The organism is Gilvimarinus sp. 2_MG-2023 (genome assembly GCF_030547685.1).
Lineage (GTDB): Bacteria > Pseudomonadota > Gammaproteobacteria > Pseudomonadales > Cellvibrionaceae > Gilvimarinus.
On record NZ_JAUOQM010000028.1, the window covers coordinates 50,956 to 66,644 of the forward strand.

Annotated in this window: 15 protein-coding genes; 2 read left to right on the forward strand and 13 right to left on the reverse strand. The window is 50.9% G+C overall.

The features are described 5' to 3' along the window. Positions 1-51 precede the first annotated feature (51 nt). Positions 52-801 (forward strand): hypothetical protein, encoded by a 750-nt coding sequence (locus Q4526_RS06350; protein ID WP_215976087.1) that lies wholly within the window; start codon positions 52-54, stop codon positions 799-801. On the opposite strand, the gene Q4526_RS06355 is transcribed toward Q4526_RS06350, so the two are convergent. The 4 genes from Q4526_RS06355 to smbP form a co-directional block, all read right to left on the reverse strand. Then, entirely contained in the window at positions 798-2,615 is a 1,818-nt protein-coding gene (locus tag Q4526_RS06355; RefSeq protein WP_303609561.1) for a monovalent cation:proton antiporter-2 (CPA2) family protein, read from the reverse strand. The two genes, Q4526_RS06350 and Q4526_RS06355, sit on opposite strands and share 4 nt — an antisense overlap. Before the next feature lie 27 nt (positions 2,616-2,642). Further along, a complete protein-coding gene (djlA, locus tag Q4526_RS06360; RefSeq protein WP_215976088.1) occupies positions 2,643-3,443 on the reverse strand; it encodes a co-chaperone DjlA in 801 nt (266 codons plus the stop codon). A gap of 338 nt (positions 3,444-3,781) precedes the next feature. Continuing rightward, the gene (locus Q4526_RS06365) at positions 3,782-4,759 is read right to left on the reverse strand and encodes an OmpA family protein (RefSeq protein ID WP_215976089.1); all 978 of its coding nucleotides are present in this window, start codon (positions 4,757-4,759) and stop codon (positions 3,782-3,784) included. 48 nt (positions 4,760-4,807) lie between these two features. Then, positions 4,808-5,164, reverse strand: coding sequence for a DUF4398 domain-containing protein (smbP, locus tag Q4526_RS06370; RefSeq protein WP_215976090.1), 357 nt, complete (start codon positions 5,162-5,164; stop codon positions 4,808-4,810). A 649-nt stretch (positions 5,165-5,813) separates the two neighbouring features. Here smbP and Q4526_RS06375 point away from each other — a divergent pair. Next, complete coding sequence (locus tag Q4526_RS06375) at positions 5,814-7,412, forward strand: polysaccharide lyase family 7 protein (protein ID WP_215976091.1); 1,599 nt, start codon at positions 5,814-5,816, stop codon at positions 7,410-7,412. A gap of 206 nt (positions 7,413-7,618) precedes the next feature. Here Q4526_RS06375 and Q4526_RS06380 read toward each other — a convergent pair whose 3' ends face one another. The 9 genes from Q4526_RS06380 to Q4526_RS06420 form a co-directional block, all read right to left on the reverse strand. Continuing rightward, positions 7,619-7,993: a DUF805 domain-containing protein gene (locus tag Q4526_RS06380; protein WP_215976092.1), complete on the reverse strand. Its 375-nt coding sequence runs from the start codon at positions 7,991-7,993 to the stop codon at positions 7,619-7,621. Between the two features lie 277 nt (positions 7,994-8,270). Further along, positions 8,271-9,035 (reverse strand): sulfite exporter TauE/SafE family protein, encoded by a 765-nt coding sequence (locus tag Q4526_RS06385; RefSeq protein ID WP_215976093.1) that lies wholly within the window; start codon positions 9,033-9,035, stop codon positions 8,271-8,273. Between the two features lie 49 nt (positions 9,036-9,084). Further along, positions 9,085-10,314 carry a beta-ketoacyl-ACP synthase gene (locus tag Q4526_RS06390; RefSeq protein WP_215976094.1) on the reverse strand — a complete coding sequence of 410 codons (1,230 nt, stop codon included), beginning with the start codon at positions 10,312-10,314 and terminating at the stop codon, positions 9,085-9,087. Further along, a complete protein-coding gene (locus tag Q4526_RS06395) occupies positions 10,311-11,537 on the reverse strand; it encodes a beta-ketoacyl-ACP synthase (protein ID WP_215976095.1) in 1,227 nt (408 codons plus the stop codon). The genes Q4526_RS06390 and Q4526_RS06395 overlap by 4 nt, the downstream gene beginning before the upstream one ends. After that, positions 11,537-12,262 carry a 3-oxoacyl-ACP reductase FabG gene (gene fabG, locus Q4526_RS06400; protein ID WP_215976096.1) on the reverse strand — a complete coding sequence of 242 codons (726 nt, stop codon included), beginning with the start codon at positions 12,260-12,262 and terminating at the stop codon, positions 11,537-11,539. The genes Q4526_RS06395 and fabG overlap by 1 nt, the downstream gene beginning before the upstream one ends. 9 nt (positions 12,263-12,271) lie before the next feature. Next, positions 12,272-12,760: a hypothetical protein gene (locus Q4526_RS06405; protein ID WP_215976097.1), complete on the reverse strand. Its 489-nt coding sequence runs from the start codon at positions 12,758-12,760 to the stop codon at positions 12,272-12,274. Next, positions 12,750-13,943 (reverse strand): beta-ketoacyl-ACP synthase, encoded by a 1,194-nt coding sequence (locus Q4526_RS06410; protein WP_215976098.1) that lies wholly within the window; start codon positions 13,941-13,943, stop codon positions 12,750-12,752. Before Q4526_RS06410 ends, Q4526_RS06405 begins: the two co-directional genes overlap by 11 nt. Then, positions 13,940-14,434, reverse strand: a complete 495-nt coding sequence (locus Q4526_RS06415) for a hypothetical protein (RefSeq protein WP_215976099.1) — start codon at positions 14,432-14,434, stop codon at positions 13,940-13,942. Before Q4526_RS06415 ends, Q4526_RS06410 begins: the two co-directional genes overlap by 4 nt. Then, positions 14,434-15,681, reverse strand: a complete 1,248-nt coding sequence (locus Q4526_RS06420; RefSeq protein WP_215976100.1) for an NAD(P)/FAD-dependent oxidoreductase — start codon at positions 15,679-15,681, stop codon at positions 14,434-14,436. Before Q4526_RS06420 ends, Q4526_RS06415 begins: the two co-directional genes overlap by 1 nt. Positions 15,682-15,689: the final 8 nt, after the last annotated feature.

Genomic DNA, 15,689 nt, shown 5'->3' on the forward strand with positions numbered 1-15,689 from the left:
CAAGCCTGTCTATGGATTATTCATTTTATCAGATAGTGCAACCGATACCGCATGGACGTCGACCTTAATCATAAAGCACACGGTTATATAACACCCACTCAGGGTTTTCGCGACGGCGCGGCTTATTGCGCCTTGCCGATAGAGCTTGACGCTAAGCGCTCCTCGCCCTACCGCTTACCCCTGCTGATTAGCGCGGCCATTGCATCGCTCATTCTGCACAGCTTGCTTTTATTTTTAACACCGGCTAAACCCGTACCACAGGACCAGCCCACGGCTATTCAGGTTACTCTGCACAAAAAGGCCGACACTGCCATACCAACCCGCCAAACAGCCGCGGCTGTGCAAAGTGCGAAAAAAGCACCGCAACCGGCGCATACGAACACTGCCCCCGTTGCACCAACTAAACCGGCAGCAGCACCTTTACCCGGAACACTGCCTCACACGGGGCAAGCCAAAGCTAAACCCTCTGCGAGCAGGCCCACCGTTACAAGACAGGCTGATATAACGCAATCGGGCACATCCACCCCAGCGACTGAAGCTGGCAATATCTTTCACCCCGGCTTAAGGCAACAGCTGAAACGGGCCCGCAGCCACTCGGCACAGCCAAGTGCCAGCACTGAACACTATTACAGCTTTCGCGATCCGAGCGGTGCGACCCGTGTGAATATGAAAGGCCGGTGTTTTCGGCAAAGCCTCAGCCACAATACACGCGGCACCGATTGGTATATAACAGGCTGCCTTGACGATAACAGTGAAGGCGCCAGCATACTGTCCGGCCTCAAACAACAACTTCAACGCTAACGCGGTGGCTTATCTTCCGCCTGCTCGGTGCCACTGTCTTCTTGCAACACGCGGCGTAAATCATCCAAGTTTTTGCGAATCGCTTTACCGTAAGATTTATCGTCGCCCCAGGCCTGAGCGAGCTTTACCAGTGACTTTTCATCGTGTTGTTCGAAAAGCTCACCGGCGCGCTGAGCGGCATGATCAGACTGGCCCAATTGCTTTAAGGCATCAACCCCCAGAGCCAGTGCCGAATGGAACGTCTCGCGCTGAAACCCCTCCACCTCGGCCTCCATAAGCTGATAGGCGTGACGACGATCCACCGCACGCACCAATATCTTAAGATTGGGAAAATTCTCGCGCGCTGTTTGAATTATCCGCATTGAGCGCTCAGGTTCATCCACTGCCACAATCAGGAGTTTGGCCTCATCGCCACCGGCGGCATGCAACAAATCACGACGCGTGGCATCACCGTAGTACACCTTCTTACCGAAACGACGCACCAACTCAACTTGTCCGGGGCTGTGATCCAGAATCGTTAGCCGATAACCTTGTGCGGCCAACAAGCGGCCGACGATTTGTCCGAAACGGCCATAGCCGGCCACAATAACATGATCGGTGGAGGCGATATCTGTATCCAGCTCTGGTGTTTTTTTATTGCGGCTGGCGTGTGAAAACAAATACTCATAGGCGACCAGTAACAACGGGGTAACCAACATCGACAGCGCTACCGTGAGGATTACAATGCCGCCAATTTCGGCATCAAAGACTTTTGCATTTTGCGCAGCTGCAACAATGACAAAGGCAAACTCACCACCCTGTGCCAACGCCAAACTGAACAGTAAGCCGCGCCAGCGCCCCATTCTAAAAATACTGGCCAGCGTTAGCAGTACCAGTAGTTTGCCACCAACTAACAAACCGACACAGAGGGTGATTAACAGCGGATTTTCCAGTAACAATTGAAAGTTTATACCCGCACCCACGGTGATAAAAAACAACCCCAGTAACAACCCTTTAAACGGCGCTATATCGACTTCTAGCTCATGGCGGTATTCACAATCGGCCAAAACTACGCCAGCGATGAAAGCTCCCAAGGCGGGTGATAAACCAATAAACTGCATCAGTACCGTAATCGCCACGACAATCAGCAGCGCAAACGCGGTGAAAATTTCCTGCGAATTAGTGGCGGCAATTAACCGGAAGATAGGTGCCACCAAAAAGCGCCCCGCCAATATCACCAAACTAATGGTCAATACGCTGGCCGCTACTTGATACACCACCGGCCAATGAGCAATCGCACTTTGATGCTGCTCGGTCGAGCTATGGCTGACCGTGGACAGCAGCGGTAGGAGTGCCAAAATAGGAATAATGGCAATATCTTGAAATAATAAAACTGAAAATACGTTAGAGCCCGCCGGAGTATTGAGCAGTCCGCGCTCTTCTAGCGACTGCAACACAATAGCGGTGGACGAGAGTGCCAGCGCCAAGCCAATGGCTAAGGCTATTTGCCAGCTGAGTGAAAACAAGCTGAGCAAAAGCGCCATAATCAAGCCTGCAGATAACAACACCTGTAGGCCACCCAAGCCCAAAATAGGTTTACGCAAATCCCACAAACGGGCCGGCTGGAGTTCAAGCCCAATTAAAAACAGCATCATCACCACGCCAAACTCCGCCACATGCATGACTTCCGTTTGATCGCCCACTAATGATAATGCGTAAGGGCCGATAAGTACCCCAGCTAATAAATAACCCAGCACCGAGCCCAGGCCCAGGCGCTTAGCGATGGGCACAACCACCACCGCGGCGAGAAGATAAATTAGGATGTTGACCAGCACAATGAGGGCCTCAGGCTACTGGGATGTTTAACCCCGGGATTTTTTCACCAAATCGTAGGCAACCTGAATCTCTTTCGAGCGCTCGGTGGCGGCCTTCACAGCATCGTCGGGCAACCCCTGCCCAGCCAGCTTATCGGGATGATACTGGCTCATCAATTTACGATAAGCACGCTTGACCTCGGCATCGGTGGCGCTGGAGGTTACACCCAAAGCCTCATAGGCACGGGCGAGCTCGTCGGCGCTGGAGGCTTGCGAGGCGCCACCAGACTGGCGATAACCACCACTGCTAGAGAAGCTATTTTGCGCCTTAATCATGCGCAGCAGCTGCTCAAAGGCAAAGCCGTTAACGCCTAAGCCTGCGGCCACTTCACGCAGCACACGTTCTTCGGCGGCATCAAACTGTCCGTCCACCAGGGCAAGATTCACAAGATAGGTGAGCAGCATTTGCACAAGGTTGTTGTTGCGGCCACAGCGGGCGCGAAAATCGCTCAGTACCTTGGCAGGCTCAAACCCCTTCGCCGAGCCTTGCTTAAACAACTCAATGGCCTCGCGCCGCTGATCGGCTGACAGCCCCATTTGATCCATCAACTGCTCAGTACCGGCCACCTCAGCCTCACTGACGCGCCCATCGGCCTTGGCTAGATAGCCCAACAAGGTGAAAGTGGTTTCAAAAAAGCTGACTTTCAGCGCCTCGCGCTCTTGTGGCGAGACCCTGGCGGTATTGGCTGCATAGCCTTTGTCGAATATATGGCCGAGAAATACCCCTAAAATTGCCCCCACAATATTAAACAACACAAAACCGATTGCACCGCCAATAAGCTTGCCCATTATCGAACCCTATTTCGCTCTATTGAAAAGACCTTAGCTTACCATATAGGCCGCTTGAGGCCTGCGGACCAAACCAGATTAAGCCAGAAACAAACAAATAATTTGCCGCTAAACCTACGACCTAGACCATTCAAGACCACCTAGATTGCCCGTAACCTGCAACATCCTTAACCTGCGCAATCCCTAAATTCAGCCGCGCAGAGCTTTAGGCCCAGAAGTCGAACGCTGTGGTAATAAAAAAGGGCGAGATGCCATTGGCCTCTCGCCCGTTCTCTGGCGCCCTAACTCTTAACTCAGAGCACTTTTAATCCGAGGGCTTTTACTCAGATTACAGCAGGTTACTGGCGAGTTTTTACCGGCTCGCCCTGGTTACCAATCACAATCTCGACTCGGCGATTTTGCAAGCGACCGGCAGAGGTATCATTACTGGCAACTGGGTGCGCCTCACCATAGCCCTGGGTAGAAATGCGTGCGGCATCAACACCGTGGCCAACCAAATTCTCTTCGACGGCACTGGCACGACGATCGGAAAGGTCGAGATTGTATTGATCATTACCCGTACTATCGGTAAAACCTTCAATCAAGACTTCGCGCTCAGGGTACTCTTGCAAGAAAGAAGCAACTCGCTGCAAGGTTCGCTCAGAGCCGGATTTTAGCGTTGCCTCATCCAACTCAAACAAAATATTCCCTAAGGTGAGCACCAAACCGCGCTCGGTTTTCTCAGTCGAGATATTCTCAAGCTCGGCCTCCAATTTACTGGCTTTAGCACTCATTTGTTCGGCCCGTGCCTGCGCTTCTTGTGCTGACTGCTCAGCCTGTAAAGCACGGCTTTGCGCCTGCTCGGCCTGTTCACGCGCCTGCTGCGCTTGCTGTGAAGCTTGATTGGCACGATCTTCCGCCATTCGAGCCTGTTGCTCTTTTTCGGCTGCGCGTAACTCAGCCTGCTCCGCTCTTTGAGTACGAGCTGCCAATAACAATTCATGACGTCGATCATCGGCTTGCTCCACCAACTGATCTGCTTGCTGCATGCGAGAGGTTTGCGTGGCAATGGCTAATTTCCGCTCGACCAGATACACTTGCTGCTGAATCACACTTTCATCGGCATCGGCATCAATCAATCGCTCAAGCTTTTCAAGCGCTTCATCTGCCTCTTTTAATTGAACCGGCGCATACTCGCGTGCTTGATCAACCGTCGACACTTGTGTGTACTGACCTTCTAAGCTACTCAAACGTTTATCTTCCATCGGGGAAGTGGCACAGCCCACTAACATTGCCGCAGCAATAGCAGACATAACAAAAGTCTTTTTATTTAACATTGTCTTTCTCCCTAACCATTGAGAATATTTGGTAGAAATATTTACTGATTACTTGACTTCTCGCTCTAGCGCTCGCAGATTTTTTTGCACCTGCTGTGCAGCCTTTTCTGATTTCTCAGCATTACTGGTGGCAATGGCGAGATTGGAGTCGGCAATAGAACGATCCAAATACGAGGTCGCTTTTTCATACTCCTCTTTGGAAATCAGCTCGTTGGCCATTTTTAGATTTTTTTGTGCTTCGCGAAATACTACGGGTGCGTGGCGCTCAGCATTTACTGACCGGGCCTGTTCAACTCGGGATTGTGCTTGAGCCAACAAGCTTTCAGGTTTTGGTTGACCAGTTGCGCAACCGGCAAGAACCAAAGCCAAGACCACGGAAGACAGTACTGTGAATAGTGATTTCATGTTCCTCTCCTTTGTAATAATTACACTTTCTGTAATGATTATTGAAGAAAACGCCTAAATTACTAAGCATTTCTACTTCTCCAAGGGTAACTGCAAACACAGAGCCAACTTAGAATTTAATTTGAATATAAATAAACCCTGATAACACTAAAATTTATAAATATGGAAGGGTGAAATGAATTAAGACGCTATAGTAGTTATGACTTTAAGTAGCTACCAACTAATAAAAGAAAGATACAGATCATAAAAATTATCTTTAAAAACAATGTTAAAACAGTAATAGTATTAACGACACATCAATGAATGATAATTATAAATTGTATTTTCCTATCATTAATGCGCCAACAAACCTTTGAAACCCTTATTGCGCATAGCCTTTCACATATCAGCATATCGACAACTTCACAGTTATAACGTTTTCTACAAATGAGAACGTTATCGCAATATTCCTGTTACATCTCTGAAATAATCCGCCCGTGTTCAAGCAGTACTACTTTTTTGGATTTATCAACCATCTCGTATTTACATAAGTAGTTTGAAACAAGAATGATATTTTCATTCAATGCGACGCTGACAATCGTCGTGATAAGTATATTTTAATAACGTATGCGTCATTAAGGCGCTGAAATTTTTTCTTCGGAGAAATGTCATGAAGCTATTAACTAGCAGCTCGATACTTGCCCTAAGCATGATCGCCGCATCAGCCGGCGCCGTCACCATTAACAACCCCAGCTTTGAAAATGGTTTTGATGACTGGAATGATGACGACCCATCGGCCGTTTCCGGTGATGCTTACTCAGGCAATAACTCTGCAAAAATAACCGGTGAAGGCGGCCGTGTAGAACAAGATATTTCGCTTAGCGCCAACACTAACTATCGTTTAACCGCTTATGTGTTGGGCTCTGGCACTGTTGGCGTCAACATCAATGGCGCCGTGTTTGATACCGATTCTGATGACGACGACTGGAACCAAGTTCAAGTCGATTTTAATTCTGGCTCGAATACCTCAGCTGAATTATTTGCCAAATATCATAACGGTACTGGCCGCTTTGATGATTTTACAGTCGAGCAAATTGGTGGAACTTCTTCGTCTTCATCGTCCTCTTCCAGCAGCTCAAGCCCAAGCGATGATGTCGAAGCTTCGGCCAGCACGGACGACGGAAATGTAGCCGCTAATGTTTTAGATAATGATCTCGATACGCGCTGGTCAGGCAACGGCGATGGTGAGTGGTTAGAGCTTGACTTAGGCAGCGTGCAACAAGTTGGCAGTGTTAATATCGCTTTTTACAATGGCAATCAGCGCAACTCTTACTTCGACATTCAAGCCAGTAGCAACGGCAGCAACTGGGAAACCGTATTATCTAACGGCCAAAGCTCTGGCTCTACAAACTCACTTGAAACCTTCTCGGTAGTAGAAACCGATGCTCGCTATATACGCTACGTAGGGCATGGTAACAGCTCCAACAGCTGGAATTCAGTCACCGAGATGAGTGTTAATTCAGAAGGTGGCAGTGATAGCAGCTCATCGTCCAGCTCTAGTTCTAGCAGTGGCGGCTCAGGTGGTGACATTCCCGACCTAATCACCGACGGCAGCCTATTTGACTTGGAAGGCGAAAACCCACACCCATTAGTGAACGACAGTACTCTTCGGTTTGTTCCTTTGCAGGCTCAGGTGACTACGCCTAACGGTAACGGTTGGCGCCACGAGTACAAGATTAAATCAGGTCTGCGAATCGCCATGACCGATACCTATGAACTGTTCGAAGCCGATATTAAGGTCGACATGTCAGACGGTGGTAAAACAATTGTGGCGCAACACCACGCTAGCGATACCGGTACCATTATGAAACTCTACGTTTCTGATTCGTCGGAATCGGGCTTTGATGACAGCGTCGCCTACAACGGCATCTTCGATGTATACGTACGCTTGCGTAATACCGATGGTAATGAAGAGAAGTATGCACTGGGCACCATCCGCAGTGGTGATACCTTCGACTTGCGAGTGATCAACGACTACGGGGATGTTTACGTTTACTCTATGGGTAACAGTTTTGGCATTCCTGTAGAAGACGACTCAGCGTCATACTTTAAATTTGGTAACTACCTGCAATCGCAAGACACCAGAACCAATGATGACTGCGGTGAATCTGGCGATTCAGACTCGTTTGAAGAGTGTTACGAAGACCTTGGCATTACCGAATCTACTGTGACCATGACCAACGTACTTTACGAGCGCGAAGAAAACTAAGCCCATTCGAGAGCAAACCCAGATGCCATAGCTGGCATCAAGGCTAGCCCGCCCCACCTGCGTGGGGTGGGCTTTTTAATGGAAGAAATAGAGAGCGGCTGACGTCTGGTACCTGGCAAAGATCGACACCTTATTTATGACAATCATATTAGTCACTGTATGCCAGTACAAGCCATAACGACCTCAGAGCTCATTAATCGTGCCACTTATGCAACGACAGTTTCTTTCGGGTTATCACCGTATTGGTTCGTACCCGGTTTGCTATCCATTACCATAAACACCAGTAATATAAGTGCGCCAACTAAAGGAACGAATGCGATCAGAACCCACCAACCGGTGCGGCCAGTGTCGTGCAGCCGACGCACAGAAACCGCAATACTCGGAACAATAATCGCCAGATAATATAGGCCGCTCAACAAACCCAGCCCAATCTCGGCATTAAACATTCCAGCCATATTGTCGACCAAACCCAACACAAGAATAGCAATAATATTAAATAATGCGAAAAACCAATACTCTTTTCTTCTCGCCCGACCACTAAATACTGCATACTTTTTTAAGACTTCCAGATACCAACTCATAATTTATCCTTTTTTATGCCCCCTAGTGAAAATTTAGATAACCGCGGGGGTGACAACTATCTAATGATTTTTAATTTGACAGGATAAGAAAAATAAATTTTACCGTAGATTTAGGGAATACTAACTCCAACTCTAACGTATTGAAGTCATGATTTATTCTATAGCCTATCGCTTCCAATTAGATCAGATATCAACACAACGCTAAGCTAAGCTAAGCTATAAAGTGATCAAGTACATTTTACCAAGCAAAGTTCACCCTTTAGAGCGCCCCCCAATCCTACCCAAACCAGACCAGCAAGGCTTCACTCACAAGCTTAATCCCGGCAAATGTCAACAGCACATAGCACATGCCGTAAAACCATTTATCCGATACGCGGTGGTGAAGCCACACGCCTAAGCCCACACCAATGGGAACTAAGGGCAGAAGCACTAAAGAGGTATAAAACGCGCTTAAATCCAGCTGGCCAGTCCACACATAAGGCACTAATTTAACGTAGTTAACCACACTGAAAAAAATTACCGTAGTGCCGACAAATACGGTTTTGGGTAATTGCTGCGGGATTAAATAAATGGAAATGGGTGGGCCACCGGCGTGGGCGATGTAACTAACAAAGCCCGCCACTGCCCCCCAAAATCCGCCGCGCGCAACGCTGGCTTTTTGTGCGACGACGCGCTGTATAACATGCTTACCCCACAAGTAATGCCCCACAAAATACAACGCCATAATACCCACTATAAAACGAATTTTATTAGCATCCATATAGGTGTGCATAGCAGCGCCTAAGGCTAGACCGAGCATAGCCGCGGGAAATAAAATTAATAAATTGCGCTTGTCCCACTTACCGCGAAAGCTCCATAGGCTAACCAAATCCATACTGCACAAAATCGGCAGTAACACGGCAGCCGCTAAACGCGGATCAACAGCGAGTGATAACACCGGCACGGCGAGCGAGCCCAAGCCGCCACCAAACCCACCTTTCGACAACCCCACCAGCAGCACAATTGGTACGGCCAATAGGTAAAACAACCACTGATCAATCATTATTTCCACCACTTATTTCAGTGTCGCTAGGAATGCGGTAATCGACTGATTAATCGTCGTAGCGTTTAAAAATTAACGAGGTGTTAATACCGCCGAAGGCAAAATTATTGGACATCATGTGCACGCTTGATTGGGTGAGAACGCCGCCCATGACATACTGCAAAGGGGCGCAGTTGGCATCGACTTGGTTTAAATTTAACGTTGGCATTACCCAGCCATCGCGCATCATGTGTAGACAGGCCCAGGCTTCGATTGCACCACCTGCGCCCAAAGAGTGCCCCAAGTGGCCCTTGCAACTGCTGACCGGCACACGATCTTGAAACACTGCATAAGAGGCTTGGCTTTCGGTGACATCGCCATATTGGGTGGCAGTGCCGTGGGCGTTTAGATAATCAATATCTGAGGTTTGTAAACCCGCATCTTTCAAAGCAAGCTGCATGGTAACTTGCATGCTGTCGCTATCGGGTTGAGTGACGTGACCGCCATCGGAGTTGGTACCAAAACCAACTACTTCACCATAAATGTCTGCACCGCGTGCCTGAGCATGTTCTAGTGATTCTAAAATCAAGCTGCCGGCGCCCTCGCCAATGACTAAACCATCGCGCTTTGCATCAAATGGGCTTGGGGTTTGGTTGGGGGTATCGTTTTTGGTGCTGGCCGAACGAAAGGTATCAAACACAGCGGCTTCGGTAGGACACAGCTCTTCGGCTCCACCGGCCAACATAATATCTTGCCGCCCACTGGCAATAGCCTCGTAAGCGTAACCAATGGCTTGACTGCCGGAAGTACAGGCCGAAGAGGTGGGATACACTCGCCCTTTAATTTCAAAAAACACACCGAGGTTAACCGCGGTGGTGTGGCTCATCATTTTGATATAAGTCGTGGCGGTAATACGGGTTAAATCGCGATCGGTGAGCATTTGTGCAAACTCGCGGGCGGCGTCGGTACTGCCAGTAGAGGAGCCATAGGCGATACCTGTGCGACCACTGGTTAGCAGTGGGTCATCTAATAAGCCCGCCATCAGCAATGCATCGCGACTGGCCACGGTGGCCAATTGTGACACCCGCCCCATGCTGCGCATTTTTTTGCGGGGGTAATCCCCGGTCAGCTGAAAGCCATCCACCGGGCCACCCAGCTGGGTGTTTAAGCCTTTAATATCGGCCCATTCGTGCATCACACGAATACCGCTGCGCCCTTGGTGCACCGCATCACTGAAGCTCGACCAATCAGAGCCCAGCGCAGTGACCGCACCGAGCCCAGTTACAACCACCCGAGTCATGAGTCGCCGCGTTTAATAATCAGCGATGTATTAACCCCACCGAAAGCGAAGTTGTTGCTCATGGCATACTGACAATCCAGTTCGCGCCCCGCCCCTTGAATATAATCTAAAGGGGCGCAGTCGGGGTCGACTTCGGTTAAATTAATAGTGGGAGCAAACCAGCCCGTGTGCATCATCTCTAAGGTCATCCAAGCCTCCAGCGCGCCGCAAGCCCCCAAGGTATGGCCGATATAACTTTTCAGCGAGCTAATCGGTTTGCCTTCACCCAGCACTTCACAGGTTGCCTGTGATTCGGCCACATCGCCCTTAGCGGTGGCGGTACCGTGGGCGTTGACATAACCTATATCGGCAGCGGTTAATTGTGCATCGTTTAGGGCGGTGCGCATGGCGCCAGCCATTGTTACGGCGCGAGGCTCGGTCACGTGGGCGCCGTCGGAGTTGGTGCCGTAGCCGACGATTTCACCCAGTATAGTCGCGCCGCGAGCTTTAGCGTGTTCGTACTCTTCCAAAATTAGGGAGCAGGCGCCTTCACCCAGAACTAAACCATCGCGATTTTTATCGAACGGGCGAGGTGTTAGCTCGGGGGTATCGTTACTGGTACTGGTGGCAAACAGGGTATCAAATACCGCCACCGGGGTAACATGAAACTCTTCGGCACCACCGGCAATCATGATGTCTTGCATGCCGTATTTAATCGCCTCGTAAGCATAACCAATGCCTTGGCTGCCCGAGGTACACGCTGAGGCCGTGGGAATAATGCGGCCAGTCATACCAAAGAACAGACCGATATTCACTGTAGCTGTGTGCGTCATAGTGCGCAGGTAGGTAGAGGCAGTGATATCCACAGTGGTGTTATCACTCACCACGCGGGTCAGCGCGGGTACATCGCCCGGCGTACCAATGCAGGAGCCGTATGAGACACCCGCGCGGCCGCTTTTGAGCAGTGGATCATCGAGTAGACCGGCCATCGTCAAGGCGCGTTCGCTGGCATCTACCGCCATCACCGACACCCGCCCCATAGAGCGCAGTTTTTTGCGCGGGTAGTGTTTAGGCGTGGCAAACTCAACGGGGGCACCCAGGCGGGTGTTGAGCCCTTCGATCGCATCCCACTCACTAAACACTTGCACCTTGTTTTGGCCGGCCCGCAGGTCCGCCTCTACGCTAGGCCAGTCATTGCCCAGGGCGCTAACCGCACCCACTCCGGTAATTGCCACTCTACGCATTACAACATTCCACCGTTAACAGAGATCACCTGACGAGTGATGTAGGAGGCCGAATCACTCATTAAATAAGACACTAAGCTTGCCACTTCGTCAGCTTGACCAAAGCGTCGAAGTGGAATCATTTTTTTCGCTTCGTCGGCAAAAACTTCATCAACCATATCGGTTTCAATAATTCCCGGCGCCACACAGTTAACGGTAATTTTGCGTTTGCCTAACTCTAGCGCCAAAGATTTAGTGGCACCAATCAAGCCGGCTTTGGTAGCGCTGTAATTAACTTGGCCGCGGTTGCCCGCCAAGCCCGCTACGGAAGATAACGTCACAATACGCCCACCTTGGCGCGCTTGCACCATCGGCATTACCAATGGCTGCAAAATATTGTAAAAGCCGTCGAGGTTGGTGTGAATCACACTGTCCCAATCATCTTCCGACATCGCCGGAAAGGCGTTGTCGCGAGTTATACCAGCATTGCATACCACGCCATAAAAAGCGCCCTTGCGCTCGACATACTCGGTTAACGCTGCGCGCGCCGCACTGCGATCGGCCACATCAAAACTGAGCAGTTCGCTGTCGCGCCCCAGCGCTTGGATTTCGGCGACTACTTCGCGCCCTTTTTCCAAACTACCACGGCAATGGACAACCACATCAAAACCTTCGCGTGCCAGTTGCAACGCAATTGCGCGGCCAATGCCGCGACTTGAGCCAGTCACGAGAATCTGACGAGCCATAACTTTCTCCTAAAGGGCGCCCTGCCCCGCTTGAGCAACGTGCTGCGGATCGCTTAACCGCAAATAGTCTTCGAGGCTATCGGGACGAAAGGCGGAAAACTCCCCTTCACTGACCGTTTGCCACTCGTCGTTTACACACTGCGTAATTTTTCCGTGAAAGGCCACAATCGGCCCGTCGATTAAATTAACATCCACCCGCACCTGCAGCATCGCTCCCAAACTAAAGCTCGCAACGCTCGACTGCACCGAGCGGGCGCTAATTAAAAAGGCCGGTTGTGCGGCCTCGGCCGCTGATTCGCTCAACCCCACCCACACCGCAGCGGTTTGCGCCATATATTCAACGCTACACCAGGCGGGCACGCCGCCGCGAGCCGCATCGTAAAGCGCATTATCCTGTTCAATGGTGGCACCGGTTAAGACCCAATCCGGCGCATGGTCAAGCACTTGGTCAATCAGCCTGAACGGCGGCCGGTGCGGTATTAATGTATCAAGATTCATTCTGCACGCCCAAAATGATTGCGGCGTTATTGCCACCAAAAGCAAACGAATTGCTTAAATAACAGCGCCGCTTCTCGGCACTGACACAATCACCTACCTGCACGAGATTAAGATTGGGCAGCGCCGGGTCGTAATGGCCATGGTAGCAGTGAGGCGGTAGTTTACCACTGTCGTTTAGCAGTGCTAACCACATCAGCCCCGCTTCGGTGGCCCCTGCCGCGCCCAAGGTATGACCCAACTGGCCTTTACTGCTGCTGACCTTAGGGCCGTGGGGAAACAAACGCGACACTACGGCCGACTCCATCGCATCGTTGAGCGGTGTCCCGGTGCCGTGCAGGTTGATATAGTTAATGTCGGCTGGGGCTAACTGCGCCTGCTCCAAGGCCGTTTTAATGGCCGCTTCGGCGCCACTGCCAGCAGGATCGGGCGCCGATATATGGTGAGCATCGGATGAGGCTCCCGCGCCTAACAACTGAATACGCCCCCCAATGGGCTCGCGAGTGACCATAAAAAACGCCGCCGCCTCGCCGATATTAATACCCGTGCGCCCTTCCCCAAACGGGGTGCAGGGCCCTTCACTGACCGAGTCCAATGCGGCAAATCCGTTGACGGTCAACCGGCACAAGCTGTCGGCGCCACCGGCAATAACCGCATCGGCCATGTCGGTTGCCAGTAAGCGTTGCGCCGACGCTAAGGCATGGCCGCTGGAAGAACAAGCGGTGGATAAGGTATAAGCAACCCCTTGCAGTTGGCAGTAGTCGGCTATTAGTTCAGCTAGATTGCCAATTTCTTGGGCACGATAATGATAGTGCTCTGGCCGTTCACCCTCGCCCTGCCAGTGCGCCACTGCGTCTTCGCCTTCAGCAATACCCGAGGTACTGGTACCCGCAACCACCGCAATGCGAGCACTGGGGTAACGTTTTTTAACCTGATCAATACTGCTTTGTATTTGGGCAATAGCGGTTAAGGCCAGCTGCGCATTGCGACTGCGATAGAGCGCCAGGCGCTCGGGCACGGTCAGCAAAGGAGCCGTCACTGGCGCCGTGTAAGTGGGCTTACCCGGCACCCAATCGCACGGGGCCAAGCCGAGATCGCCGGCAAACAGGGCCTGGGCCACACTGGCTTTGTCGTGGCCCAGAGCATTGATCAAACCCAAATCCGCTAAATAGCACGCTGGCATCATGGAGAGTTGGTCCGTATTTGTAATGTTATATTTTTAAGGGGCAAAGCGATGGTATTTGGTGCCTCTGGCTGCCACTGCCATACCGTTCGCGATGACGACTGCAGTTGCGTGCCCTGCCCTGTGTGCTGCAAGTTTAAACCCGCGGCACTGACACAGGATGGGTTTAGGCTGTCGCGTATTAGCCACCAATAAAGTGCACTGACTAAAGTTTCGGGGTCAAGTCCGCGGTAAAACGGTTGCGTTTCAAGCGCGACTTTTTGCTTTGCCAGGCGGGCATTAAATTGCAAACTGCCCAGTGTATCGATCCCAATAAATCGCACGGCATCCGCTTCGAGCTGCACTCTCACCACTAAAGGGGCTGAGCCGAGCGATTGAGACACGAGTAACGTCGCAGCCGCTGGTGCTGGGCAAGAACCATTATGGGGTGCGACCAAGGGGCTGGCACAGCCAGCCAACACTATTAACAGTCCGAGAGCAATAAGCTTTTGCATTAGTCGCCTGACGAGCAAAACTCGGCCAAAGCGCCCATACGGCGACGCGGCTCAGCCACAAATGGGTTGTTTTCATCCCACGCGTAACCGGCCAAAATGGATGAGATCATTTCACGCACGCTGACCGATTGGTGCGGATAAAAAATCGTATCTTGAAATAGCCCTTCGTACCAAGCGTCGACAAATACCCGGAAAGTGTCCACCCCTTTGCGCAGCGGAATTTCGTAGTCGGCTTGCCAGTCTACGATTTCGCCTTCTAGCTGACGCGTTAACACATCGACAGCCATTGTCGCCGAACGCATGGCGATGGTGATACCGGAGGAAAATACTGGGTCGAGAAACTCGCCAGCATTACCCAACAAAGCGTAGTGATTGTTGGCCAAGTGCTTAACATTACAAGAGTAACCGGTGATATGGTTGGCATCATTATTCCACTCGGCACGATCTAGCATTTTGGCAAGCTCGGGCGCCTCGGCCACCATGGCCTGTAGCAACTCCATAGGCGTGTCTTTGCCGCGTTTTTTCAGTTTCTCTTCACTGGCAACTACTCCTAACGAACATTTACCGCCACTAAAAGGAATCAGCCAATACCAAATATCACGCTCTTGCGGATGAACTGTTACCAAGATTTTATTGCGATCAAAATCGCCGAAAGCAATGCCATCATTAATATGGGTAAATGCCGCTTGACGAACAGGAAAATCTGAAGGCTCCTCCAAATCAAGTAGGCCCGGCAACACGCGGCCAAAACCGCTGGCATCGAGCACAAAGCGACAATCGATGGTGGCAGTTTCACCTTCTGGGGTGGTGTAAGTTAGCGTATTGCCGCCGCCTTCGTGTAATTGACAGTCATTAATCACATGGCGGTAACGGATGTCCACACCCTGTTTTTGTGCTTCATCGGCCATAAGTTTGTCAAAATGTGCGCGCTCTACCTGAAAAGTAGTGCCGTGGCCCGGCGAGAATTTTTCTTCAAAATTGAAATAGGTATAGCGCTCGCCCCAAGCAAAAGCAGCGCCATTTTTAAACTGAAAACCGGCATCGCGAATGGCGGGCAAGAAACCCGCCTGCTCGATATATTCCATGCATTGTGGCAGCAAGCTTTCGCCGATAGAAAAGCGCGGAAACTGCTGTTTTTCAAACACAATAACGCTATAGCCTTTTTTGTTCAGCAGTGCCGAGGCGATAGCGCCAGACGGTCCCGCACCGATAATGACCACATCCACTTGCTTAGGCACAGCTGCCATATCCTTTC